Raw genomic sequence first — 25,608 nt, 5'->3', positions numbered from 1 at the left:
GCGGCGTACGGCCTCATGAAGGCCGGGGCGGAGGTGTCGGTGGTGCACCTCATGGACCGGCTGATGGAGCGGCAGCTCGACGTCCGCGCGGCCGATCTTCTCAAGGCCGCGCTCGAGGCGCGCGGTATCCAGGTTCTGCTCAACGGCGAGAGCGAAGCGATCCAGGGCCGGCGCAAGGTGGCGGGACTCAGGCTCAAGGACGGCCGTAACGTGCCCGCCGATCTCGTCGTGATGGCGGTCGGCATCCGGCCGAACGTGCGGCTTGCGCGTGGCGCGGGGCTCGAGGTCAATCGCGGCATCGTGGTCGGCGATGACCTTGCCACCAGCACGCCCGATGTCTACGCCATCGGCGAGTGCGCCGAGCACCGCGGCGTCTGCTACGGGCTTGTGGAGCCGGCCTACGAGCAGGCGCGCGTGCTGGCCCGCAATCTGGCCGGACAGGCGGCGCGCTACGACGGCTCGCTGCTCGCCACCAACCTCAAGGTCTCCGGCGTCAATGTCTTCTCGGCCGGCGACTTTCTCGGTGCTGCGGGCACGGAGCCGATCGTGCTCAGCGATCCCGGACGGCAGACTTACCGCAAGCTCGTGATCCACGAGGGGCGGCTCGCGGGCGCGGTGCTGGTCGGCGATACCAGCGATGCGCTCTGGTATCTCGATCTCATCCGTTCGGGGCGTCCGGTGTCCGGGCTGCGCGACGGCCTCGTGTTCGGGCGCGCGTTCGCCGAGCCCGAGGCGCAGGCTGCATGAGCGAGGTCGCGATATGACAGCCGAGTTCTCGACGGAGCAGAAGCGCTATCTCGAAGGTTTCGTCTCCGGTGTGCAGGCGGGGCGCGTGGCGCACGGCCTGAAGCCGATGGGCGGGGCAGGCGGCCGCGCGGCCGAGCCCATCGGGCCGGACGTGATCCACCTCAAGGCGCAGGATACCGCCAAGGCCAAGGGCAAGAAGCTCGTAGACCAGGAAAACTGGAAGCGAGAGGAGCATCCGTTCGATGCCTATCCGCGGCTCAAGGCGCAGGCCGAGAGCGGCGAATATCCGAAGCCGCCGGACAATTTCCGCTGGCGCTACTACGGCCTCTTCTATGTCGCGCCGACGCAGAACAGCTACATGTGCCGGCTGCGCATCCCGAACGGCATCCTCACGCACTGGCAGCTCGCCGGGCTTGCCGACGTGGCTGAGCGCTATGGCGGCGGCTATGCCCACGTGACGACGCGCGCCAACTTCCAGATCCGCGAGATCGAGGCGGCGAACGCGGTCAATGTGGTGGAAGCGATTCAGGACCTGGGGCTCTGCTCGCGCGGGTCCGGCGCCGACAACATCCGCAACGTGACCGGGACGCCGACGGCCGGCATCGACCCCCATGAGCTGCTCGATACGCGTCCCTATGCGCGCGACTGGCACTTCCATGTGCTGAATGACCGCTCGCTCACCGGCCTGCCGCGCAAGTTCAACGTCGCCTACGACGGGGCGGGCATGATCGCCGCACTCGAGGAGACCAACGACATTGGATTCCAGGCGGTCGAGGTCGAGGACGGCGCGCCGGTTGCCGCGGGCGTCTACTTTCGCCTCATGCTGGGCGGCATCACCGGGCACAAGGATTTCGCACGCGATACGGGCGTTATCCTGGCGCTGCGCGAGGCGACGCGGGTCGCCGACGCCATCGTGCGCGTGTTCATCGAGAGCGGCGACCGCACCAACCGCAACAAGGCGCGGCTCAAGTACGTGCTCGACGACTGGGGTTTCGACAAGTTCCTGGCCGCCGTCGAGGCCAAGCTCGGCAGCGCGCTGACGCGCATCGATGCGGCGCACATCAAGCTACGGCGTGAGCCCGACCGCATGGCGCACGTCGGCGTGCATGCGCAGAAGCAGGCGGGGCTGAACTGGATCGGGCTCGTGCTGCCCGTCGGCAAGCTCACGGGCGAGCAGATGCGTGCCGTCGCGGCGCTCGCGCGCGAGCTGGGTGATGGGGATGTCCGGCTGACCGTGTGGCAAAACCTCATCGTCTCCGGTGTTGCCGACGCGAACGTTCCCAAGGCGCTGGAGCGGATTACGGCGATGGGGCTTGCGGCGTCGGCGTCGGCCGTGCGCGCTGGGCTCGTCGCCTGCACAGGCAATACGGGCTGCAAGTTCGCCGCGTCGAACACCAAGGGCACGGCAGAGGCGATTGCCGTGCACGTCGAAAGCCGTCTCGCGCTCGACCTGCCGGTCAACATCCATCTCACCGGGTGCCATCACTCCTGCGCGCAGCACTACATCGGAGACATCGGCCTGATCGGCGCCAAGGTGCCGGTCAACGACGAGGGCGATACGGCCGAGGGATTCCACATCCTGGTCGGCGGCGGCTCGGGCAGCGCCCCGAAGATTGGCCGCGAGGTGCTTCGCGACGTTAAGAGCGAGGACTGCCCCGCGGCCGTCGAGCGGCTGCTCGGCGCCTACCTCGCGCACCGGGCGGATGCCTCGGAGACATTCTTCGCCTTCGCCAACCGGCATGACAGCGACACGCTGCGGCGCCTCGCCGGGGAGTACGCCGCATGACGATCCAGACGCCTCCGCCGAGCCTTACGCTCATCCCCGACACGGCGCCGTTCACGACCGAGCAGCGGGCCTGGCTCAATGGCTTCTTTGCCGGCGTGCTGTCGCTCGATGCCGGTGCGGCGCCGGCCACCACCGCCGATCTCGGCGCGGTGGGTGTCGCCGGCGGCGATGACGGCGCGGCGCCCTGGCACGATCCGGCGATCGAGATCGACGCGCGCATGCAGCTCGCCGAGGGGCGTCCGCTCAACCGGCGCATGATGGCGGCCATGGCGCAGCAGGACTGCGGGCAGTGCGGCTACAACTGTGAGGACTATGCCGACGCCATCCACGAGCAGGCGGAGCCGCGTCTCAACCTCTGCGTTCCCGGCGGGAAGGCCACGGCGCGCATGCTGAAGACGCTGGTCGAGGAGATGGGCGGCGGCGTGCTCGATCCCGACGAGAAGCGCGCCAAGGAGAGTGCCAAGCCTGCCACGACGGGTGATGTGCGACCGGGTCGCTCACGCGAGGCGCCGGTGCCCGTGCGGTTCGCCTCGCGGCAGCGGCTCAACGGCGAAGGCTCGGAGAAAGTCACCAACCATATCGAGATCGACCTCACCGAGAGTGGGCTCGACTACGAGCCCGGCGACAGCCTCGGCGTGTTTCCAGAGAACGATCCGCGCCTTGTCGATGCGGTGCTGGCCGCGATTGCGGCGCCGGCGGATTTTCCGATTGGCGACAAGACGCTGCGTGAGGCGCTGATCGCTGACACGTCGCTCGCGCCGGCGCCGGACGCGCTGTTCCAGCTGATCTCGTACCTGACTGGCGGGGAGCGCAAGCGCAAGGCCAAGGTGCTCGCGCAGGGGGAGGACCCGGACGGGGACGCGGCGACGCTGGACGTTCTCGGCGCGCTCGAGAAGTTCCCTGGGCTGCGCCCGGATCCGGAGGCCTTCTACGAGGTGCTCGAGCCGCTGCAGCCGCGCCTCTACTCGATTTCGTCGTCGATGAAGAGGAACCCCGGCCGCGTGTCGCTCACCGTCGATGCGGTCCGCTACGAGGTGCAAGGGCGCGAGCGGCTCGGCGTGGCCTCGACGTTTCTCGGGGAGCGCCTGGCGCCCGGGTCTGCGCTCAAGGCCTACGTGCAGAAGGCGCACGGCTTTGCGCTGCCGAAGGATGGCGCGACGCCGATCATCATGGTCGGCCCCGGCACGGGCGTTGCGCCGTTCCGCGCCTTCCTGCAGGAGCGCTATGCGACGAAGGCCGAAGGTCCTGCGTGGCTGTTCTACGGTCACCAGCGGCGTGCGACGGACTTCTTCTACGAGGCCGAGCTTGGGCTTTTGCAGAAGTCCGGCACGCTGACGCGATTGTCGCTCGCGTGGTCGCGCGACGGAGACCGCAAGGTCTACGTGCAGGATCGCATGCGCGAGGAGGGCGCGGAGCTGTTCGCGTGGCTCGAGAAGGGCGCGCACTTCTATATCTGCGGCGATGCCAAACGCATGGCGAAGGATGTCGAAACGGCGCTCACGGACATCGTCGCCGAGCACGGCAAGGTCTCTCCCGAGGACGCGAAAGCCTACATCGCGGCGCTCAAGAAGGTCGGCCGCTACCAGGCGGACGTCTATTGATGGAGCCTGCATGAACGCGCCTGCGTCGCCGCCCGCTGTCAAGACGACCTGCCCGTACTGCGGGGTCGGCTGCGGGGTCGTGGCGCGGCCGGACGGGTTCGGAGGCGCGCAGATCCAGGGCGATCCGGAGCATCCTGCCAACTTCGGGCGCCTGTGCTCCAAGGGCTCGGCGCTCGGCGAAACGCTGTCGCTCGAGGGGCGGCTGCTCCATCCCATGCTGCGCGACGCCGAGGGACAGCTCGCGCGCGCCTCCTGGGACGACGCGCTCAACGCCGTTGCGCGCGGGTTCAAGGAGACGGTGGAACGGCACGGGCCGGACTCGGTTGCCTTCTATGTGTCCGGGCAGCTCCTCACCGAGGACTACTACGTCGCCAACAAGCTGATGAAGGGGTTCATCGGCTCGGCCAATATCGACACCAACTCGCGGCTTTGCATGGCGTCGTCGGTGGCGGGCCACCGGCGTGCGTTCGGGTCGGACACGGTTCCGGGCTGCTACGAGGATCTGGACGAAGCGGATCTGCTGGTGCTCGTCGGCTCGAACGCGGCCTGGTGCCATCCAGTGCTCTATCAGCGCATAGCCAGGAACAAGCGCGAGCGCGGGGCACGCATCGTGGTGATCGATCCGCGCGCGACGCCGACGTCCGACGAGGCGGATCTTCTGATCCAGATCGCGCCGGGCATGGATTCGGTGCTATTCTGCGGGCTGTTCGCGTTTCTCGCCGACCGTGGCGTGCTCGACCGCGCATTCCTGCGCGACCACACCACGGGCTACGCGGAGGCGCTGGCGCGTGCGCGTCATATCGCGCCCGACATCGATGCCGTGGCGGAGCGCTGTCAGGTGCCGCGGGAGCGCATCGAGACGTTCTTCTCCTGGTTCGCGGAGACGGAGCGCGCGGTAACGCTCTACTCGCAAGGCGTCAACCAATCGGCGCAGGGCACGGACAAGGTCAACGCCATCATCAACTGCCATCTGGCGACGGGCCGCATCGGCAAGCCCGGCATTGGGCCGTTCTCGTTGACAGGGCAGCCGAACGCCATGGGCGGGCGCGAGGTCGGCGGGCTCGCCAACCAGCTCGCGGCGCACATGGACTTCGACGGGGAGAGCGTGGCGCGCGTGCGGCAGTTCTGGAACGCGCCGTCGGTGGCCACGCGTCCGGGGTTGAAGGCGGTCGACCTGTTCGAGGCGGTGGCGCAGGGGCGCATCAAGGCGCTCTGGATCATGGCCACCAATCCGGTGGTCAGCCTGCCGCGCGCGGACGCCGTGCGCAGCGCGCTCGGGCAGCTCGACCTGCTCGTGGTGTCGGATGTCGTCGCCAACACCGATACCATCGCGGCCGGCCCGCATGTCCTCCTCCCCGCGTCCGGCTGGGGCGAGAAGGACGGGACGGTCACGAACTCCGAGCGGCGCATCTCGCGCCAGCGCGCCTTCCTACCGCAGGCCGGAGAGGCCAAGCCCGACTGGTGGATCATCGCCGAGGTGGCGAAGCGCATGGGATTTTCCGAGGCGTTCAGCTATGCCTCCGCGGCCGACATTTTCAGGGAGCATGCCGCGCTCTCGGGATTCGAGAACGGCGGCGACCGCGACTTCGACGCGTCCGGGCTGGCCGAGCTTTCGGACGCGGAGTACGAGCGCCTGGTGCCGGTGCAATGGCCGGTCGAGTCTGCGGCGCCGTCGGGGCGCAAGCGGCTGTTCGCCTCGGGCGGCTTCTTCACGCCCGACCGGCGTGCGCGCTTCGTCGCCGTCGCAGACCCGAAGCTCGCGGCCACGCCGGGGCGCCTGCTGCCGCTCTTGCTCAACACCGGCCGCGTGCGCGACCAGTGGCATACGATGACGCGGACGGGGAAGTCGCCGCGGCTCGGCGCGCACATCGACGAGCCCTGCGTCTCGATCCATCCGGTGGACGCAGAGGCGTTCGGCGTAGGGGACGGCGGCTTTGCGCGCGTCTCGACGTTGCATGGCAGCGCCGTTCTGCGCGTTGCGGTGACGGCGTCGCAGCGCATGGGGGAGATCTTCGCGCCGATCCATTGGAACGGGGCCACCGCCTCCGATGCGCGCGTGGGTGCGCTCGTGCAGCAGGTCTATGACCCCGTCTCCGGCCAGCCGGAGCTCAAGGCCACGCAAGCGACGATCGCGCCCGTGACGTTCGCCGTGCACGGCTTCCTGCTCTGCCGGGAAGCCGTCCAGATGCCGAAGGGCGTCTGGTGGGCGCATTCCGCCGTGGAAGGCGGTGTCGGCTACAGGCTCGCGGCGCCCGCGCCCGGTGCGCACTGGGCGGACATATCGAAGGTGCTGCTCGGTGGTTACGAGACGCTGGCGGAGCTGCTGGACGAGGGACAGGGTCGCTATCGCGCTGCCGTCATCGTAGACGGCGGGCTCGAAGTCTGCCTGTTCCTCGCCAAGAGTCCGGGCGCCTTGCCCGGCTGGGAATGGCTCAAGCAACAGCTCGCCGCGCCGATGCTCACCGATGCGGCGCGGCGTGCGCTGCTCGCGGGCCGCGCGCCGGACCTCGATGCCGATCAAGGTCCGCTCGTCTGCGCGTGCTTCGGTGTCGGCCGCAAGAAGATCTGCAAGGCAGTGGCCGACGGGCGTGCCGGCTCCGCGGAGGAGATCGGCACTGTGCTCAAGGCGGGCACGAACTGCGGGTCGTGCCTGCCCGAGCTGCGCCGGCTGGTGGTGGAGAGCAAGGCGCGCGCGCCCGTGGCGTGAGCCGGGGCGGCTTGCTGGTTCAGCGGCGGCCGCTTCGTCAGAAGTTGATGAGGCCGCCGAAGCTCACGAAGTTCGCGTCCTCGAAATCGGCAAGCCCATCCACGTCGGCCTCGTAGCGCTGGTACTTCATGTAGAGCGTCATGGCCGCGGCATCGATCTCCTGGGCGATGCCGCCGCCGAAGCGCTCCAGCGTGCTCGACGTGGCGCCGGCCGCCAGCGCGGCCGGGCCAAGCTGGTCCAGGTAGGCCGCGTAGTCGCCGTAAACGACAGTTGCGCCGAGCGGCATCCATTTGCGGCGGATGCCGGCCTTGACGTAGTAGTGTTCGCTGTCCGGTTCTACGAAGCCGTTGGCGAGCAGTGTCGCATTGTTGTCCTCGCGGCCGTAGGCGCCGTGTACGAAGAGGCCGGTCGCGATGTGCTCCGCGTAGCCGCCGACCTGGAAGAAGTTCGAGTCCTTGCCCGTGGTCACGGCGACGGGAGACGAGGTTCCTTCGTCCGACATCTCCGTGTAGCCGGCGCCGAAGGCGAGCTTGAAGCCCGCCACCTCACCCGCGTAGCGCAGCGCGACTTCCCAGAAATCGTCCTCGCCCCAACTCGCCGAGGCGGTGAAGCCGGCGAAGGTCGGCGTGTCGTAGCGCACGCCGTTCATGACGATGCCGTTGCAGTCGCCGCCGAGCGGCGCGCCCTGGGTGTAGCAGAAGCCGAGCTGGCCCCAGGTGAGCGGCGAGAGCGCGCCCGACGTCTCGCGCAGGCGGAAGTGGGGGAAGCCGGCCAGGAACGTGTAGTTGTCGATGATCTGCGTGCCGGAGAGATCGGTGAACATGGCCGCGCTCTTGGCGGCGTGGGCGAGGCGGCCCAGACTCACCTTGCCGTAGTCCTTGCTCGCCAGATACCAGAAGGCCATCTGCGTGTTCAGGCCGTCGTTCTTGGTGTCGTTGAGCTGTGTGATGGCGTCGTTGCCACCGGTGAAGGCGTTGCCGGTGAGATCCTGGATGCGGAACATGTAGCCCGCCGTCCAGCCCGGCGTGATGACCGCCTGGCCGTTCAACCTGAAATTCGACGCCTGCGTGGGGCCGAGGCCGTGAATGTAGGCGTTGCTCTCGCCGCCGTCATCCCAAACCGTGATCTCCTGGGCGATGTAGCCGGAGATGGTCAGCGAGACCTTGCGGTTGCCTTTGCGGGCCGTCGTCGCCTCAAGCTCGGCGATCCGCTCCTCGAGGTCCGCGCAGCACGGACCGCCGAGATCCGCGGCCGCCAATGGCCCCTCTGCAACCGTCAACAGCCCCATCGTCGCAAAAATCCCAACCGCTTTCGTCATGCCGTCCTCGTCGTTGACTTTTCCATAAGTCCGCCGGCGGCCGCGCTCGAAAGCGCAGCCCGCCAACACCTGAAGGGTCGATCCCTAGTCCTCCTTGAAGCCGTATGCCGGCAGACCCTGCTCGGCACCGTAGTACTTGAAGGGCAGGAACTTGCCGGTCATGCCGATTTTGACGCGGTCGCCCCTGGGATCGGCCTGGCGCTCCATCGTCATGTCGAAGTCGATAGCCGACATGATGCCGTCGCCGAACTCCTCCTCGATGAGAGCCTTCCATGCCGGTCCGTTGACCATGACGAGCTCGTAGAGACGGTAGATCAACGGATCAGTCGGCGGCATCGGCGTGCCGCGGTATGGGATCTCGTTCAGCATGGCCTCCTGCGCGGGCGTCAGCCCGAACAGCTTAGCAGCCTTGGCGGCCAACGGCTTTATGAGCTTGTGCTGGCCGAGCAGGGCACCGACCACCAGCACATCGGAGACGCCTCCGATCTCGCTCGTGATATGCTTCCAAGTCCAGCCTTTCTCGCGCTTGATATCGAGGATCTGCTCGGTGAGTTGGGCTCTGTTCATTGCTTCTTCTCCTTGAGATGTGGCGGTTGTTGTCTAGGCACGGGTCGGTGTTTCAGCGGCGGGCCGCACCACCGGAGGGTGGCGTGCGTCGATCGACGCACCGGATCCCCCTGCGAGCTCGCGCGAGCGCGTCACCAGGAAGTCCATCAGGTGATTGCGCAGCGGGTAGTAGCTTGCATACTTGTGGAGCTCGGCTCGCTTACGGTCTGTTGGCAGCGTATTCTCGACGATCTCCGCGATGCGCGCTTTCGGACCGTTGGTCATGAGCAGGATACGGTCGGCCAGCAACAGCGCTTCGTCGACGTCGTGCGTGATCATGAAGGTGGTCTGCTGTGTCTTGGCGCGGATCGCCAGCACCTCGTCCTGGAGCGCGCCGCGAGTCAGCGCATCGAGAGCGCTGAACGGCTCGTCCATGAGCAAGATCTTGGGCTCGATCGCGAGCGCGCGGCCAATACCGACCCGCTGCCTCATGCCGCCGGAGAGCTGCTGCGGCTTCTTGTTCTCCGAGCCAGCGAGATGCACGAGGTCGAGATACTTCATGGCGTGCGCCCGCACATCGGCCGCTGGCCAGTCCTTGTGGCGCGAGGCCACGCCGAGCTCGACGTTGGCGAGCGCCGTCATCCAGGGCATCAGTGCGTGACTCTGGAAGATCACCGCGCGGTCGAGGCTCGGCCCTTCGATGGCCTGACCGCCGACGATGACGACGCCTTCGCTCGGCGCATCGAGTCCGGCGAGGGTGTTGAGGATCGTCGACTTGCCGCAACCCGAATGTCCGACGATGCACACGAACTCGCCGGGATAGACGGTGAACCAGAGGTTCTCGAACACGGTCACCGTATCGTTGCCGGATGGGTCGGGAAAGCGCTTGGCGAGCGCCTCGACGCTGATCAACGGTCGCGTTTCCCGCGGGGCGCTATTCAGCATAGGACACCATCCTCTGCAGCCGCCCCATGATCTGGTCCAGCACCATGCCGACGAGGCCGATGAGCAGAATCGCGATGATGACGTTGGTGATCGAGAGGTTGTTCCACTCGTTCCAGACGAAGTAGCCGATGCCCGTGCCGCCGACGAGCATCTCGGCCGCCACGATGACGAGCCAGGCGATGCCGATCGAGATGCGCATGCCGGTGAGAATGGTCGGTGCTGCAGCCGGCAGGATGACGCGTGTGGCCGTTCGCCACCGCGAGAGCTCGAGCGTCCTCGACACGTTGAGCCAGTCCCTCCGGACGCTCGCGACGCCGAACGCGGTATTGATCAGCATCGGCCACAGCGAGCAGATGAAAATGACGAAGATGGCCGAGATGCCGCTGTCTTTGATGGTGTAGAGAGCGAGCGGCATCCAGGCGAGCGGGGAGATCGGCTTCAGGATCTGAATGAACGGATCGAGAGCACGGCTCATGAGCGGCGACATGCCGATCAGGAACCCGACAGGTACGGCGAGGGTGACCGCAAGCAGATAGCCCGCGAGCACCCTGGCAAGAGAGTAGGCAAGCTGGATGCCGACCCCCTTGTCGTTAGGACCGTTGTCGTAGAACGGACGTTCGAGGTGCTCCCAGATCTTGGCGCCGACATCGAGAGGCCCAGGGACTGCGGACGTTCCCTGCACCGCGGTCTGGCCCATGAGGCGCGCGTATTCTGGGTCCATCTCCGGCGTCGAGCCCACGCCGCTGACGGCGATGTGCCAGACGATCAGGAACGCGACCAGGATGGCGGCGGACAACGCCGCCGCCCGTGCGTTGAGCGATTGCGTCATCAGCCGGCCCGCCTGATGGTGAAGCTGCTGATGTACTCCTCGGGCTGTGAGGAATCGAACGGCTTACCCATGACGGAGAAGGTCTTGGCCGTCGACTCCGGAGGCGTGAAGCCGGCCTCCTTCATGAGCTTGGCTGCGTCGGTCGCGAGGTAGACCCGCTTCGCCACCGCTGCGTAATCCACATCCCCTTTGATCTGCCCCCAACGCTTCATCTGCGTCATGATCCAGATGGCGAAGCTCTCATAGGGGAACGGATCGAAGTCGACGCGTTTGGCGTCGGTCTTGATGTTGCCGAGGCCGTCTGCAAACGTGCCGGTCAGGATCTGCTCGAGGACGATCGGCGGCTGGTTCAGGTAGTTTGCCGGCGCGATGACCTCGGCGATCTGCTTGCGGTTCTCGGCCTTGGTGGCGAAGGCGGTCGCCTCGATAATGCCCTTGAGCAGCGCGGCGTAGGTGTTCGGCAAGGAGGTGACGAATTCCTGCGAGGCCGCGAACGCGCAGCAGGGGTGACCATCCCAAAGCTCCTTCGACAGGAGGTGGATGAAGCCGACGCCGTCGTAGACCGCGCGCTGGTTGACGGGATCTGGCCCCAGGAAGCCGTCGATATTGTCGGCCCGCAGGTTGGCGACCATCTCGGGCGGGGGGATGGCGCGGATCTGCACGTCCACATCCGGATCGAGCCCGGCCTCGGCAAGATAGTAGCGCAGCAGGTAGTTGTGCATCGAGTAGTCGAAGGGCACGGCAAACTTGAAGCCCGTCCACGTCTTGGGATCGCGCTTCTCTTTATGCTTCAGCGACAGCGTGATCGCCTGCCCGTTGATATTCTCTATCGCGGGAATGGTGTACGGCTGCGGCGTCGAGCCGACGCCGAGCGAAATCGCGATCGGCATGGGCGAGAGCATGTGCGCCGCGTCGTACTCCTTGTTGATCGTCTTGTCGCGAATGACCGCCCAGCCTGCGGTCTTGATCACCTCGACGTTGAGTCCCTGCTTCGCATAGAAACCCATGGGATGAGCCATGATGATCGGCGTCGCGCAGGTGATCGGGATGAAGCCGACCTTGAGGTCCTTCTTCTCGGGCGCCGCGCCCTCGGCGAACGCTTCGGTGACCGTGCCGAGAGGCAGCATCTGGAAGATGGCGGCCAGCAGCGTCGAGGCCCCCACCGCCCTAAGGAGGGCGCGGCGTGTCACCGCCTCCGGAAAGAGCGCCTCGACGACAGCCGATTGCACGACGCGCTCCAGCCGACCGTATTCGTCGGCCGCTACGCGTTGCGTCTCGTGCTCGTGCGCGGCGTCGTGCGCCGATTGGCTCGCATGCTGGCCGCAACTGCAGCCGGACCGCTTCGCCTTCTCGCCGTCAAACGGATCGTCAAAAAGTCCCATGTTCCCCTCGCTCGCTTTGAGCCTGCAGACTGGACTTGCGCTGAGCGAGGAACGTGCCAATTGGCATGGGCGCTATATTCGTAAGTCCTTTCATGATGTTATTGTCTTCTGGGCGCGACCTATCACGCTACGAGAATTCGTGTAACATGAAACTTCGTAGTGACGTCTGCGAGATCTCGTAGTGTCGGAAGGGGGCGTGAATGCCAGGGCTTGGTCTTGCGTTCGAGCATTGCGCTGACGCCTCCTTGGCCATCGATCCTCACACCGATCGCATCGTTGATGTGAACCAGCGCGGTGCCGAGCTGTTCGGCAGGACCCGCGAAGAGCTCCGCGGCGCGAAGGCCAGCGATCTGCATCCAGGTCAGCTCGGCGCGCTCATCGTCTTCAGCCAAGCGGTGCTGCTCAAGGGCCGCTACTGGACCCAGTCGCTCGCGCCGCGTCACGCCGACGGCCGCGCCCTGCGGCTCGCCTACATGGGCTCTCGCATTCCGCGACGTGGTGGCGACTGGCTGCTTGTGGCGATGACCGACATCGAGGAGCGGCAGCGCCATCTCGTCAATCAGGAGGCCGACCTCTACATGAAGAGCGGTGTCGACGAGTGGCAGCACACGGAGCGTTACTTCCTCGATCTCGAGCGCGAGAACCGGCTGATCCTGCGCGCCGCCGGCGAGGGGATCTATGGCGTCAACGCCGAAGGTCTAACGACCTTTGTCAATCCCGCCGCCGAGCGCATGCTGGGTTGGAAGGCAAGTGAGCTCGTCGGCTGCAACATGCACGACATGGTGCATCACAGCCATGTCGACGGAAGTGCGTATGAGAATGCGGACTGCCCGATCTACGCCGCGTTCCGCGACGGCGCCGTGCACCAGATCGACACGGAGGTGTTCTGGCGCAAAGACGGACGACCGCTGTTCGTCGAATACACGTCGACGCCGATCCGCGAGCGCGGACGGCTCATCGGCGCCGTCATCGTGTTTCGGGACGTCACGCAACGGCGCGAGAGCGAGGCGCGCCTTCAGAATGCCATGGAGGAGGTCGAGCGGCTGCGCCAAAGGCTCGAGCTTGAGAACGCCTACCTCAAGGAAGAGATCGAGCTGCACCACGGCGAGATCGTCGGTGCGAGCCCGCCGATGCAGAAGGTGTTGCGCCAGATCCAGCTCGTCGCAGAAACCGATGCGACGGTGCTGATTACGGGTGAATCCGGAACCGGCAAGGAGATGATCGCGCGCGCGATCCACGAGGCGAGCCTGCGCAAGGACAGACCCTTAATCCGTGTCAACTGCGCAGCAATACCGCGGACCCTATTCGAGAGCGAGTTCTTCGGCCACGCCAAAGGCGCCTTCACGGGGGCGATACGCGACCGGGTCGGACGCTTCGAGCTGGCCGACGGCGCGACACTCTTCCTGGACGAGGTCGGAGAGATACCGCTTGAATTGCAGAGCAAGCTTCTGCGCGTGCTTCAAGAGCAGCAGTTCGAGCGTGTGGGAGAAACGCGGACGCGCAATGTTGATGTACGCATCATCGCCGCTACCAACCGCTCTCTCGACAAGGAGGTGAAGGCCGGCCGCTTCCGCGAGGATCTCTACTATCGCCTGGAGGTGTTTCCGATCTATTCGGCCCCGCTCAGGGAGCGTCGGGAGGACATCGCACTGCTCGCCCAGCACGCACTTGAGACGATCTCGCGTAGGCTCAAGTTGCGCTCGCTCTCGCTGACCAAGGGTGATATCGAGCGGCTGCGCCGTTACGACTGGCCAGGCAACGTGAGGGAACTGGAGAACGTCATCGAGCGCGCGGCCATCTTGGCGGTCGATGGCCGGTTGCGCATCGACCTGCCCGCTGCCCCCACGCCGGTCCAGATCGCCACATCGCAATCCGCGGATGGCGATATCGTGGACGAGGCGGAGCGCCGTGCGCGCGACCGCAAGAGCATCATCGCCGCACTGGAGGCTGCCAACGGCAAGGTGTTCGGCAAGGGAGGAGCTGCCGAACTGCTGGGCGTCAGGCCGACAACGCTGACCTCGCGCATCAAGGCTTTGAAGATCGAGACCAAGCCCCGACCGGCGTGAAGCCGAGCTGGCGGGCACCCATGCGGGATGACCCCCGTCAGGACCTACAGGAGAGATTGAGCTGATTGCATTTGCCGATGTCGGCTTCTGGAACTCGGCCGACGCCGCACGGCTGCGATGGAATATGAGCCGTCGTGACCAGTGACACAGTTCGTTGGGTGAGGGAGGCTGCGGACCGCGGGCCTTACGTCACGGGGGCATTGACTGACTTCTGCCGCCCGCCGTGAATGACCGTTTGTCCCTCAGCAACTGCCGTCAATCACATCGCAATCATCCATTGATCAGTTCAGATCCCGACTTCCGCTCGTGGGACGAACCTGCGGTGTCGCCATCGTAGCGATGCCGAGAAAGCGGACGACGACCCATCGCGTGATCCCAAGCTCAGCCGCGAGGTCCGTCGTGTCGGCAGTCCCTCGATCAGCGGACGTCACCCCTTCGAGATCGTGGTTGCCATAGCGAAGCTCAAATCGCCAAAGGCCGATGCAAGCGCTGCTTACGATTTGGCAACATTAATTCCGTACTGGGATCGAATGGAACACGTTCGCGCTCCAATGGCGAGCACGCACAGATTGAGGAAAGCCGCCAGAATAGTCTCGAACTCCAAATACTAGACGCTCAGTGGCACTTCATCGACCTTGTGTTTTGCAAACTCGCAGCCGCTTCGGATGTACTTCCCAACCACGACCGAGCCCGCCCCATTAACATCACTTCCGACTAGGGGCACGCGCCAATGTAGCCTGGCTCATCCACCCGGAACTTCGCGCAGGCATAGACATCCGCCTCCTTCTCGAGCGGGTTTACTTCCTTACTAAAACGAAGCTCATGGCCCATGAACTCACGGGCAAATCCATCGACACCCAATCGCTGATACTGCAATACGTGCGCAAATTCGTGGGCCCAGAGATGCTTATCCCACTGGCTCTTCCAACTGGGTATGTCCCTGAACACGATCACATCAATCAAGCAGATCGCCGGGATTCGATTGGTCGCCATCCAAGGAAGACTAAGTTCACCGACCAAATCTTTCTTTCGCATCACGCGAACGTTGGCGATTTTGGCCTTGAGATCGTCGGGCATCTCGGCGATCACGCGACGATCGACGGGTTTCGCTCTATTCCAATTGTCATCGCGCGCTTTCTTAATCTCGCCGGCCGTGGCGAACACGGTCGGATTGAGATACGCAAAATCACCCGTCTTGATAAACATGAGCATCCCTCGCGCGGCAGCATCAGCGTGCGCCGGCGTCAGAGGCTTCGTGATCCTGTCGAAGTCCGCTACAAACTTTTGTGCTTTCTTGCCACCGATGGACCCCGCGATGCGATCTCGCATCTCCGTACGCAACTGCTCCCCCTTGCCCTGTATGTCCCTGATCACCGGCATGTTGTCGGCCGCTTGCGTCGCCTTATCAAGCAACGCTTTTGGCGAGAGAACCACTGGTGCCGGCATCGGCGTCAGTACCGGGCCGCCAGGAAGCCCGTTCCTCGGATCAAGGCGGCGCGGCAAGTCTTCCGGCTTATCAGGTATTATTTGGCGCAGTAGGCCGCCCGTCGGATCGAACGCTATGCATTGCCCGCCGACAGGCGACAACACGCCAATGGCCAAATATGCAAAATGATAAAACCGCATTCTCATAAACGACCGCCGATTAGCACTATCAAATGACGCTCGTGAACAGCGTGCTGAAGCTGATGGCGTGACCGGCACACCTGTTGTCTCGGCTTCAGTTCAATGTTGCAGGGTCACACTGTACCCTGCGGGATCTGCACCCTACTTCCAGCACTCCGAGCCGATACGGCAATACATCTGCCCAGCAAGCTTGTTGTCACCAGCGAAATAGACCTCTCCCGCCTCGTTGAACGTGAACGCGTAGTGCCAGATCTGCATCTGGTAGTTCTCCGGCAATCCACCCTTGGTATTGTGGTTGGCCGCTTCGTTCCGCCCCTGCCCGTTGATGAAATGTCCAGAAGCCGTCCAAACACCGTTACCAGCATAGATGACCGTGTAGCAGTAGTTCTTCACCAGATAACCCCCCACGTTGCGCGTCATGCGCACGGAGAAATACCGAGTCCGGTCACCGAACTTGCCACTAAGATAATCAGGCCAGCTGTTCTGCGGTGACTGCAGCGGGCAGGACTGACGACCAGGATAAACTTTAGCGACCGCGTCGGAAGACACCGCCATCAGGGCGAGACCGGCGAACATTGCATTTTTTAAGATCATTGTGATTATCACCGTAAGGCAAAGACAAACACTTATCGCTTGTAGTAGTACTCGGCGCAGAACTGCGTCCCACACGAGCCTGCGCTGCCACTAGCACCACCGCCGGAATTCCCAGCATAAGAACCCGCACCTCCGCCTCCGCGCGATGGATAATTGCCACCGCTGTCATACGCGGCTCCCGGCGTCGGATAACGTTTCGGAAGTGAATCAAACTTCCGCTGCACCGCCGCCGTGTCTTTCTGATGTGCCGCCGCGCGCTCGTTCTTCAGACGCTGCACGCGCTGTTCCTCCAACGCGTCCAAGAAAGGAACAACAGCGTTCGCCGCGAACTCGGCCCTCTTCAACGCAATCGCGGCCTTCCCGACCTTTGCTTCCTGACGCCGGATGTCATCATCGATCCCAATTTTCGGCCATTGCGCTTCCGCGACCTTGCCTGATGCCCCCACCACTTGGTCATAGCGATCAACCAAGTCCTTCGCGCGCTCGATCGCGTTTGCCGTCTTCTTCGCCCCGACCACCGGGCCGTCCTTGAATTGCTCGACAGCGTCCTTCAACGTGCCCGCCGCGGCCTTCGCAAGTGTTTCCTCCAGCTCATCAAGCCGCTGTTTGACGTTCGGAGAATCGCGCTCAGCAATCAGCGCTTCAAGCTTCGCCTTCGCATCAGAGAGCCTCCGGCGATGCGCTTCCACGTCGGAGGCAATGCGCTCTTTAGCTTCGCGAGGCGAAAGCTCTCCCTCAGAAGCAAGCGCCGGGGCTGACACAGCCACCATAGCAAGTGCAGCCAACGCCCCCTTCCACGCCTTCGACATCAGTCCCTCCAAATGGGTACCATACCGACGATCCGTCTACTTCTTTTGGTCATTTGTGGCGGTTTTTGGCAGTTTTCATTCATCTGGCATTCATGTTTCGGAAATGCGTTCTGGATCATTGAAATGCGAGCTTTCTATATTTTTTTTAATTTGGTTTTTTGGTGCCTCCCACCCTAACGGGCGAGCAGCGCTCTATCGCGCGCGACGGAGCCGCGTACCGCGTCCATTCAAGTGACAATCGTTGGCGCACGCGCGTGGCGAGGTTGCGCCCACTTGAGCACAAGCGCGCGACGACAGGGGAGAAGAGGAGGCGCCTCAAAGGGAGACGTGGCGGATGAACGAGAGAAAGACCGCCGGTCATCCACAACGAGAGCCCCACCATGTCCGCTCAGGCTCAGTAGTGATGGTTCGCCGGAGCCGACGGATGTCTATTCTTCGTCGGCAAGCAGACGCGAGACACTTGACGCATCAGGCGCGGCGGTCACTGCTAACAGATGGCCGCTGTTGGGACCGAGTGTTAGCGCCTGAATGGTGCCGTATGTCAGCAGTGGTCAGTTGCCGGCGGGTAGCAAGCCGACCCGCCCGTGCGGCGACGCTGGTCGAGGCTTGTGGACCGCCTGCGATCTCAAGTGCAACCTAGTACCGCCGTCGCTGTCGCAGCCGTCGCGCTGCATAACGCTCGAAACCGGGTAGCGCGCCGCCGGAGGTCACCGCCGACCTCCGTGCCTCGAGAGCTTCTTCGACCAAACCATCGAGCCGCGTCTCCAAGACCTCGCCCGCCAGGTGCGCGCGCACGAAGTCATCCCGGGCGACGGGGATCAGGTGATACTTGTTGTCGTGATCGCCCGGCTGCAGGCGCCACAACGGCAGCGGCGCCTCAAGGCTCCCGGTTCCAAAGTCGAAGTACACCGGGGTGGTGCACCCCGACCAGTCGCGCAGCAGCGCGCTGTCGTCCGACGACATGCAGACGGGTAATGTACGGCCGCGGCGGACCTGCAGCGCCTCGAGGAACGCGCCCCGGTCTCGGATCCGGCGCAGGCCATCCACCACCCAGACCATGTTGCGGTAGAAGGTTTCCCGCGCATGACGCTCCATCGGCGCCAGCGGCGAGTGCTGGAACTCCAGCACCAGGCCGGCCGCGGTCTTGACGTCGGCGATGTGCCGTTGACCGTACGGACCGCTGTGCACGATCTCCTGCCAGTCGGCGGGGAAATGGTTCTTCCAGCTCCGGTGCCAGTCGCTCTCGTTCTCCCACCAGGGATCGCAACTGCGCCGACTCCGGTGCGCCCAGTGCCATGCCCGCTGCGTGCCACACCGGGCGATCACGGCGTTGCCGCAGACCGGACATGTGCCGATCAACGAGGTCTCGGCTTCCCGGCGGCAGCCGGAGACATGCGCGAATTTCATCGTCGTCCTCATGGCCTAGCGCTCCGTCACGCTTGCGACGGTTGCGGGTTGCAGACTGAAGCGGGTGCTTCACGTCAGCGTTGGCCAGAGCATCTCTGTCGCTGGTTTTTCAATGGCGGCTGTGGCGCCGCCTTGTCATTGGTTGCTATTTGGGCAGGCGCTGCTGTTCGTCAATGCGTGCTTGTCAAAATTTCCTGGCGGCTCCCTCCGCCAGCACACGCAAACGCGACTCGTCCGGAGACGGCCAAAAAGCCAGCTTCTTTGCCGCCGCAGAACGTCGGCTGTCCATGAGGCAGCGGACATAAGCAATATAGGCCAGCACTGCTTCAGTCCCAAATCGCTCGACTTCCACTCGTGGGACGAAACTGCTCTTGGGGCGGAGTCAGCGACGGGTCAGATTCGACAGCCGAGCGCCGGCCGTTTCTGCCCAACTACGACGAACTGACGTTTCACTCTGCGCGTTACCAGAAACTGACGTCGCCGAGGCGCTGCGCGATTTTCGGAACACTGCCCAAGCGGACATTGGACCGGCGGTGGCTAGGGCCGCAACCCACCGCCGACATCCGACATCACATGACACTCAGACTCAGGTTGATCCAGATTGCTGACCGGAGGTGTCCGATGCCGCACTCGTATCCATCCATATGAACTCGAAGATATGACCATCGGGATCCGCCAGGCACCGATTGTACATGAAGCCCAATTCCTGTCGCTCGCGGATATCGGCCTCGCCACCGGCTTTCGCGCCGGCATCCACCGTTGCGTCCACATCTTCCCGGCTGTCGCAAGACAGAGCGATGAGAACTTCGCTGGTCGCCTTCGCGTCCGCGATCTTCTTCGGTGTGAAAGTGGCGAAGTAGTCGGTGGCCAGCAATTGGAATGTGATGCTGTCGGACCAGACCATGCTCGACGACTGGTGGTCGCTGAACTGCTCGTTCTTCTCGCACCCGATCGCCCCGTAGAAGCGTGTCGCGGCTGCGAGATCACTGACCGGCAGGTTTACGAAGATCATCTTGGACATGCGTTTCTCCTTGTCCCGTTTCCCAGTGTTGAGTTCTCTCCGACTAATGTCCGGAGCGTCGTGTCGCTTGATGTCTCCAAGGACGCATCCGCGCCCTCGGTGCCGACATCCGCTGGCTTGGGCTACCTCATCGCCATCGCGAACGCTGCCAACGATCCGGTGCACGCTGCCGCCCGCACATGGTTCCAGAACACCCAGCGTTCGAGATGGGCTGCCCAGAGCGCCGCGCTGCTGGCGCTGTCGGGGCCGGCCGCAGCGAGCGCATTGTTCATCGGCACGTTGATGCCCATCGTGACGGCGATGCTGCCGACGAGGTAGAGCGCCGCACCGATCAGGATCCAGGCTGGCCTGGCCGTTCCGCCCAGAAGCGCCGCGGCGGCCAAGATCAGCGCAAGAACTGCCGTGCCCATGAAGATCAGGAAGAAGAGGGGATTTTGGATCACCACGTTGATCTGGTTCATCGCGGTGATGCCTTGCGGACCAGGCATTTTCGCCAGCGCCGGCATCACCGAGTTGGAATAGGCGAAGAACAGGCCGGCCATCAGCCCGCTGCCGAGCAGGGCCAGCAAGTTGATCGTGGGAATGAGCATTGAGAGCATAGCTGCCTCCCTCGGGGCCGAATGGCGGCTAACGCAGGCCGCGGCGGATTCCAGAGACCACTCGCCACCTGTAAATATGAGGAGTCCTCACATTGCTAAATGTGATAAATCCTCATATTCTAGCTGTCAAGAAAGAATGTGAGAGAAGCTCATATTTATGCCGGCAGGATCACACACGCCCTTGACCCGCAAGGAACCGACACAGCAGCGCAGCCGCGAACGCGTCGAGCGCATGTTGGCGGCCGCGCGCGAACTGATTGCCGAGCGCGGCAGCGATGCGATGAAGATGGGGGAGGTAGCCGGACGCGCCGGCGTGTCGATCGGCTCGCTCTATCAGTTCTTTCCGGACAAGAGTGCCATAATCCGTGCTCTGGCCGAGCGTTTCACGGCCGAAAACCGCGCCTGCATCGATGCCGAGCTTGCCGGCGTGTCGGATGAGCAAGGCTTGCTCACAGCGTTCGCCGGGCTTGTCGATACCTACTACGCGATCTGCCTGGCCGAGCCGGTGATGCGCGACATCTGGTCGGGCACGCAGGTCGACAAGACCTTGCGGGAGCTTGAGCTTGCAGACAGTCGCAAAAGTGCCGCGGCCTTGGCAGGCGTCTGGCGGCGCCTGCGCCCGGAGGCGGACCCTGCTCAACTTGCCTCGGCGGCGTTTCTCATCTGGCAGCTCGGCGAGGCGACGATGCGACTGGCGATTTCCGTCGATCGCGCCGAAGGCGATCGCCTCGTCGAAATCTATAAGCGCATGGCTTTGAAAGAACTGGCGACGGTCTCGCAATAGTCAACAATGCGATGAGCGCGTCGAACTCGCTGTCGCCAAGATCAGCAATCGCGGCAACGGAACGACGAGCACGCGCCCGCAAGTTGCTCATTTGCGAGCAGCAGCTTCTTCGCGGCTCCCACGCCGTCCTCGAGCCAGACGAGAGCCGCACAGATCCGGATAATGCTTCCCTCGTGGCTGGAGCGGCCACGAGTTCCGCTCCGGGTCATTAGCGTGCTTCAGTGCAGCCGTTCAACTTCCGCTTCTCGCCTCCTTACTGGCGCTCACACCGTGGCACCGAGCAACCATACGGCAACGGTTGCTGACTTCCGCTTTTGGGACCCAGCAGTCTGCTTGCTTGATGTCCTTGTCAGTTCGGATGTGCGGCCGTCATTGGCGACCGCTCACAGAACCCCGTCCACCTCTGGCGAGGTCTCGGAGTTGGATCGCAGGGCCTTCACATCACGCATAGGCGGTGCGCCGAAGAGACGGCGGTATTCCCGGTTGAACTGCGTAGCGCTTTCATATCCGACAAAAAAGGCCGCCGTCGCTGCATCCATGTCCTCGCAAAGCAACAGGCGCCGGGCTTCATGAAGCCGCAGATGCTTCTGGAACTGAAGCGGGCTCATTGACGTCAGGACGCGGAAATGATGGTGCAGCGTCGAGACGCCCATGCCTGACAGGTGCGCCAGTTCCTCGATACGCAGCGGAGCTTTGTAGTTCTCGCGCAGCCAGGTGACGGCACGAGCGACCCTGTTGCTTTGCGTGCCGATGCGCACGATCTCGCGCAGCCGCGCACCGGCGGGACTGGTAAGCACGCGGTAGAGCATCTCCCGCTGAATGAGATCACCGAGGATCGGCGCATCCTTCGGCGTCACGAGGAGATCGATCAGCCGGGCCAGAGCATCGAACAATTGCAGGGTGGCCGGTCCAACGGCCATTGCAGATCCCGGCAGCGCGGCCGCCTCATCCGCATCGATCTCCGCAATGAGCTGCTTCGCAGCGACAAGATCGAGCCTTAACAGGATTGAAATGTATGGGGCCCTGGGACTTGCTACAAGAACCTGGGTAATCGTCGGCAGGTTGACGGCCGTGAGAAGAAAAAGCGACTCGTCGTAGACGTATGTCGTGTTGCCAAGAATAACGCGCTTGCGCCCCCTGATGATCATCGCCAGCGACGGCTCGTATTGATAGGGGGTCGGCTCGGTCGGATGGGTGCGTTTCGCCAGCATTAGGCCAAGACCGGGTGCCTCCAGATCCTCGCGATCACCAAGCACGCCCAGAATTGTCTTCGCGAGCGCGCCGCGGATCGCCAGGGTTTCCCGCCGCCGCGCGTCGTCTTCTTTGGTCGTCCTGTACTCCATCTCATGGCGCTCCTGGTTGCCTAATCATAGCAACGGCGCAGCGCTACGGTCGTCAAAAAAGATCGCATGGCAGAGGATCAGGCAAGAATCCGACAGGATAGGGCTAACGCGTTTCGCAGGCCGCCGGCCATGAATGGTGTGCACCCGCGAAAGAGGAAGGCGCATGCACACAAAGACATGGTTCATCACCGGCGCAAGCCGGGGCCTTGGACTTGAAATTGCCCGCGCGGCGCTTGAGGCCGGAGATCAAGTCGTCGCAACGGCGCGCAAGACGGAGCAGACGAAAGCCGGACTTGCAGGCTTTGACGACCGTCTCCTGGTCTTGCCGCTCGATGTCACGGACGAGGGATCCATCGCGGCGGCCGTCGATGCCGCATTCAAGCGCTTCGGCCGCATCGACGTGCTGGTCAACAATGCCGGCTACGGCCAGCTCGGCGCCTTCGAACAGCTCTCTGTTGCCGCCATCGATCGGCAGTTTGCGACCAATGTCTTCGGCGTCTTCGCAGTAACGCGGGCGGTACTACCGGTGATGCGTGCACAACGCTCTGGCCACGTTCTCACCGTGTCATCCGTCGGCGGCTTGATCGGCTTCGATGGGGCCTCCATCTACTGCGCCACCAAGTTTGCGCTGGAAGGCTGGTCGGAATCGTTGAGCCTGGAGCTCGCACAATTCGGCATCAGGACCATCGTGATCGAGCCGGGATACTTCCGCACGGACTTCCTCGATCCCAGCTCGGTTTCCTACGACGACATCGCCATTGCGGACTACGCAGACTATTCAGCCAGGCGCAAAGCCGGCCTGGACGAAATGAACCACAGGCAGGCGGGCGATCCCGCGAAGCTTGGCAAGGCGATCGTATCCCTGGCCGCATCGGAAGATCCGCCGGTCCGCTTCGCCGTAGGCTCCGATGCCTATGGAATCGTGAGCAATCGCGCAGAGACGAACCGCACCGAAGCGGATAAGTGGCGCGGCCTGTCGGTATCCACCGACATCTCCGAATAGCTCCAACACAGGCAATGCCGATTTCCATCGGGCATGTCGAAAAAGGGAAATGCCGATGTTCTCGCCATCCGTCATCATTCTGCTGCTTGTGAGCACAGCGACACAGGTAGCGGGTGCTCTCCTGATACCTGCCACCAAGGGGCTTACGGCGCTGTGGCCGACAATCGGCATGTTCCTGGGCTTCGGGGTCGGAATTGGTCTGCTGGCCCGGGTGGTCGCAACGGGCGTGAACCTCTCCGTCGCGATCCCGTTGGTGGCCAGTACCTTGCCGCTTTCCTCCATCCTGTTTGGTGTCGCTTTCCTGGGCGAGAGCGCGTCGGCACTGAAGATCGCGCTGCTGGTTAGCGCATGCGGTCTGGTGCTTGTCGCCGGATACATGCGTTGAGCCGGCGGGATCTGGGGTCCAGAGAAATGGGCAACCATCAGGAAAGATCCGAGTAACGGGCACGAGCCGCGCGATCCTAGAACAAGCCGTTAGCAGGTCGGGGCCGCCGCGATCGGCGAGGCAATGCGACCGGCCGACTTTTCTCAAACCCACGAGGCTACTTCGCCATGGCTGAATCACTGAACAATACTGTCGCGCTGATCACCGGCGCATCAAGCGGCATCGGCCAGGCAGCGGCAGTGCGCTTGGTGGCAGCCGGCGCGCGCGTCGCGCTCGTCGCGCGTCGGGTCGACCGGCTAGAGAAGCTCGCGAGCGATATCCGCGCGAAGGGCGGCGGAGCCATCGCGATCGGCGCTGACATCGCTTCGGCTTCGCAGGCAGAAGGCGTGGTCGCGCACACCATCGCAGAGTTCGGGCGGCTTGATACCGTCGTGAACGCCGCCGGCGTCATGCTCAATGGCCCTTCCATCGAGAGTCCGCTTTCGGACTGGGACAAGATGGTGGACGTGAACCTTCGCGGCCTGATGTATGTGACGAAGGCCGCACTACCGCACCTGCTCGCGGCGGTCGGTACGAGCCCCCGCAAGGTGGCCGACGTCGTCAACATCTCGTCGGTTGGTGGACGCTTCGCGGCAGCGCGGGTCGCGATTTACAACGCCACCAAGTTCGCCGTGACCGCGGCGACGGAAGCCTGGCGCCAGGAATACACCCGGCAGTCGCTGCGATTTTCCGTTGTCGAGCCCGGGGCGGTCGCGACCGAACTCTGGAATGCCGAGGGCCAGTGGGAAAACTTCACGGCCATGTTCGGCGAGGTCGAGCGACTGCTGGCCGAGGACATCGCGGAGGCTATCGCCTTCATCGTAACGAATCCGCGCCGTGTCGCGGTCAACGAGATCGTCATCCGGCCGACCGATCAGCCGTAGTCGGCATCCCTCTACTTCGGAGACCATCCGGAATGGGTCACTGAACACGACCGCGAACATCCGCTTCTGGGACTCCCGTCGAACGATTTACGGCGGCCACCGGCTAGGTGTGGAAAATTCAAGCCCGCCGATCACTTTGTAGGCACATCGTGACATTGCCCGATTAAATTGGAGTATGACTATCGAGGGTACTCTTGCATTGGATGGCCGCTATCGTGTGATTAGCCACGTTCAGGCTTCCTCAACTTCTTTCGCGACGGCTCTCAGTTTTTCTTCGGCCGAGCGATCGAATGCCGCTTCATCCAACGGTGCAACGTGCGCCGATTGATCTTCAGGCTCGCTGCGGCGGCGGAAATACACCAACTGTGCCGCTCAATAACCGCAACCAATTCAGACGCCGGAATGTCTTCCCCCGCGCAACTTGGTTCGCTAACGGATTTGTGCGTGGCGGTGCCTCTAGGAAAAAGCCAGCTCGGAAGATCATTTGGATGGATCTCGCAGAGCATGGCATTCGCCAATGCATAGCGCGCGGCAAGGCGCAGTTCGCGGATGTTGCCTGGCCATGTGTACGCCAATAAGATCCCAAGAGCAGTTGTTGAGAGCGTTGGAGCGGGAGTAAGCTCCATATCGGCTGCCTCAATGGTAAAGGCTTGGCTGATGATCCGCTCCTTATCTTGCCTGTCGCGAAGTGGCGGCAATGCGATGCGGAGACCGGCTATGCGAAAAAAAAGATCTTGTCGAAATCGCCCATCATCGACCAGCTTTGGCAAATCTTGATGACTGGCGCAAATCACATCGAAGTCGACCGCAATTGGTTTCGCGCCTCCTAGTGGTACGATCTCCCGCTGCGCCAGTACGCGCAGGAGACGCGTTTGCAGCGCCAATGGCATATCACCGATTTCGTCTAGAAATAGCGTGCCGTTGTGTGCGTCAACGAGCCTGCCTCGTCGACCTTCTCTCCGACCACCTGTGAAGGTGCCAATCTCGTATCCGAAAAGCTCGCTTTCGACTAAGCTCTCGGGAATCGATGAGCAGTCGATTGCAACAAACGGGCCTGACGACCGAGAACAGAAGCCGTGGATAGCGCGCGCGAACTCCTCCTTGCCGGTTCCGGTCTCACCCTGCAGCAATATGGGCAGTCGCCCGTTGGCGAGACGCTTGATCCTGCTGACCTGCTGTTTTAGGTC

General features: G+C 63.6%; 22 protein-coding genes. 9 read left to right on the top strand and 13 right to left on the bottom strand.

All coding sequences use genetic code 11. The features are described 5' to 3' along the window. The 4 genes from IT540_RS20290 to IT540_RS20275 all read left to right on the top strand — a co-directional run. Positions 1 to 747: FAD-dependent oxidoreductase (locus tag IT540_RS20290; protein ID WP_291181694.1), on the top strand; the 747-nt coding region annotated here is incomplete at its 5' end. A 13-nt stretch (positions 748 to 760) separates the two neighbouring features. Continuing rightward, positions 761 to 2,533 carry a NirA family protein gene (locus tag IT540_RS20285; RefSeq protein ID WP_291181693.1) on the top strand — a complete coding sequence of 591 codons (1,773 nt, stop codon included), beginning with the start codon at positions 761 to 763 and terminating at the stop codon, positions 2,531 to 2,533. Further along, positions 2,530 to 4,134, top strand: a complete 1,605-nt coding sequence (locus IT540_RS20280; RefSeq protein WP_291181692.1) for a sulfite reductase subunit alpha — start codon at positions 2,530 to 2,532, stop codon at positions 4,132 to 4,134. The genes IT540_RS20285 and IT540_RS20280 overlap by 4 nt, the downstream gene beginning before the upstream one ends. A gap of 10 nt (positions 4,135 to 4,144) precedes the next feature. Beyond that, complete coding sequence (locus IT540_RS20275) at positions 4,145 to 6,841, top strand: nitrate reductase (protein WP_291181691.1); 2,697 nt, start codon at positions 4,145 to 4,147, stop codon at positions 6,839 to 6,841. Between the two features lie 37 nt (positions 6,842 to 6,878). On the opposite strand, the gene IT540_RS20270 is transcribed toward IT540_RS20275, so the two are convergent. From IT540_RS20270 to IT540_RS20250, 5 genes are all read right to left on the bottom strand, one after another. Continuing rightward, complete coding sequence (locus IT540_RS20270) at positions 6,879 to 8,159, bottom strand: porin (RefSeq protein WP_291181690.1); 1,281 nt, start codon at positions 8,157 to 8,159, stop codon at positions 6,879 to 6,881. 84 nt (positions 8,160 to 8,243) lie between these two features. Further along, complete coding sequence (gene cynS / locus IT540_RS20265; RefSeq protein WP_291181689.1) at positions 8,244 to 8,726, bottom strand: cyanase; 483 nt, start codon at positions 8,724 to 8,726, stop codon at positions 8,244 to 8,246. Positions 8,727 to 8,759: 33 nt separating this feature from the next. Further along, entirely contained in the window at positions 8,760 to 9,650 is an 891-nt protein-coding gene (locus tag IT540_RS20260; protein WP_291181688.1) for an ABC transporter ATP-binding protein, read from the bottom strand. After that, a complete protein-coding gene (gene ntrB, locus IT540_RS20255) occupies positions 9,640 to 10,479 on the bottom strand; it encodes a nitrate ABC transporter permease (protein WP_291181687.1) in 840 nt (279 codons plus the stop codon). Before ntrB ends, IT540_RS20260 begins: the two co-directional genes overlap by 11 nt. Beyond that, complete coding sequence (locus IT540_RS20250; protein WP_291181686.1) at positions 10,479 to 11,861, bottom strand: CmpA/NrtA family ABC transporter substrate-binding protein; 1,383 nt, start codon at positions 11,859 to 11,861, stop codon at positions 10,479 to 10,481. The genes ntrB and IT540_RS20250 overlap by 1 nt, the downstream gene beginning before the upstream one ends. A 200-nt stretch (positions 11,862 to 12,061) precedes the next feature. Between IT540_RS20250 and IT540_RS20245 the strand changes: the two genes are divergently transcribed. After that, the gene (locus IT540_RS20245; RefSeq protein WP_291181685.1) at positions 12,062 to 13,927 is read left to right on the top strand and encodes a sigma 54-interacting transcriptional regulator; all 1,866 of its coding nucleotides are present in this window, start codon (positions 12,062 to 12,064) and stop codon (positions 13,925 to 13,927) included. A gap of 714 nt (positions 13,928 to 14,641) precedes the next feature. On the opposite strand, the gene IT540_RS20240 is transcribed toward IT540_RS20245, so the two are convergent. The 6 genes from IT540_RS20240 to IT540_RS20215 all read right to left on the bottom strand — a co-directional run bounded on the left by IT540_RS20240 (position 14,642) and on the right by IT540_RS20215 (position 19,974). Beyond that, positions 14,642 to 15,553 (bottom strand): DUF4157 domain-containing protein, encoded by a 912-nt coding sequence (locus IT540_RS20240; RefSeq protein ID WP_291181684.1) that lies wholly within the window; start codon positions 15,551 to 15,553, stop codon positions 14,642 to 14,644. Between the two features lie 141 nt (positions 15,554 to 15,694). After that, positions 15,695 to 16,147: a hypothetical protein gene (locus IT540_RS20235; protein WP_291181683.1), complete on the bottom strand. Its 453-nt coding sequence runs from the start codon at positions 16,145 to 16,147 to the stop codon at positions 15,695 to 15,697. 32 nt (positions 16,148 to 16,179) lie between these two features. Beyond that, positions 16,180 to 16,956: a hypothetical protein gene (locus tag IT540_RS20230; RefSeq protein WP_291181682.1), complete on the bottom strand. Its 777-nt coding sequence runs from the start codon at positions 16,954 to 16,956 to the stop codon at positions 16,180 to 16,182. Positions 16,957 to 17,592: 636 nt separating this feature from the next. After that, positions 17,593 to 18,375: a competence protein CoiA family protein gene (locus IT540_RS20225; RefSeq protein ID WP_291181681.1), complete on the bottom strand. Its 783-nt coding sequence runs from the start codon at positions 18,373 to 18,375 to the stop codon at positions 17,593 to 17,595. A 574-nt stretch (positions 18,376 to 18,949) separates the two neighbouring features. Next, positions 18,950 to 19,384: a VOC family protein gene (locus IT540_RS20220; protein ID WP_291181680.1), complete on the bottom strand. Its 435-nt coding sequence runs from the start codon at positions 19,382 to 19,384 to the stop codon at positions 18,950 to 18,952. Between the two features lie 122 nt (positions 19,385 to 19,506). After that, positions 19,507 to 19,974, bottom strand: a complete 468-nt coding sequence (locus IT540_RS20215; protein WP_366030424.1) for an anthrone oxygenase family protein — start codon at positions 19,972 to 19,974, stop codon at positions 19,507 to 19,509. A 166-nt stretch (positions 19,975 to 20,140) separates the two neighbouring features. Here IT540_RS20215 and IT540_RS20210 point away from each other — a divergent pair, with 166 nt between their 5' ends. Then, a complete protein-coding gene (locus tag IT540_RS20210; protein ID WP_291181678.1) occupies positions 20,141 to 20,767 on the top strand; it encodes a TetR/AcrR family transcriptional regulator in 627 nt (208 codons plus the stop codon). Between the two features lie 383 nt (positions 20,768 to 21,150). On the opposite strand, the gene IT540_RS20205 is transcribed toward IT540_RS20210, so the two are convergent. Beyond that, positions 21,151 to 22,110 carry an AraC family transcriptional regulator gene (locus IT540_RS20205; RefSeq protein ID WP_291181677.1) on the bottom strand — a complete coding sequence of 320 codons (960 nt, stop codon included), beginning with the start codon at positions 22,108 to 22,110 and terminating at the stop codon, positions 21,151 to 21,153. Positions 22,111 to 22,273: 163 nt separating this feature from the next. Between IT540_RS20205 and IT540_RS20200 the strand changes: the two genes are divergently transcribed. The 3 genes from IT540_RS20200 to IT540_RS20190 all read left to right on the top strand — a co-directional run bounded on the left by IT540_RS20200 (position 22,274) and on the right by IT540_RS20190 (position 24,421). Continuing rightward, a complete protein-coding gene (locus IT540_RS20200) occupies positions 22,274 to 23,113 on the top strand; it encodes an oxidoreductase (protein WP_291181676.1) in 840 nt (279 codons plus the stop codon). Between the two features lie 55 nt (positions 23,114 to 23,168). After that, the gene (locus tag IT540_RS20195) at positions 23,169 to 23,498 is read left to right on the top strand and encodes a hypothetical protein (RefSeq protein ID WP_291181675.1); all 330 of its coding nucleotides are present in this window, start codon (positions 23,169 to 23,171) and stop codon (positions 23,496 to 23,498) included. A 167-nt stretch (positions 23,499 to 23,665) separates the two neighbouring features. Next, positions 23,666 to 24,421, top strand: coding sequence for an SDR family NAD(P)-dependent oxidoreductase (locus IT540_RS20190; protein WP_291181674.1), 756 nt, complete (start codon positions 23,666 to 23,668; stop codon positions 24,419 to 24,421). 263 nt (positions 24,422 to 24,684) lie between these two features. Here IT540_RS20190 and IT540_RS20185 read toward each other — a convergent pair. After that, positions 24,685 to 25,608 (bottom strand): sigma 54-interacting transcriptional regulator (locus IT540_RS20185; protein ID WP_291181673.1); only part of this gene is annotated, 924 nt, incomplete at its 5' end.

It is taken from the genome of Hyphomicrobium sp. (assembly GCF_020852195.1).
In the GTDB taxonomy this organism is placed as follows: Bacteria; Pseudomonadota; Alphaproteobacteria; order Rhizobiales; family Hyphomicrobiaceae; genus Hyphomicrobium_C.
Note: the sequence above shows the minus strand (reverse complement) of the source record. Positions and strands in the feature narration are given on the sequence as shown.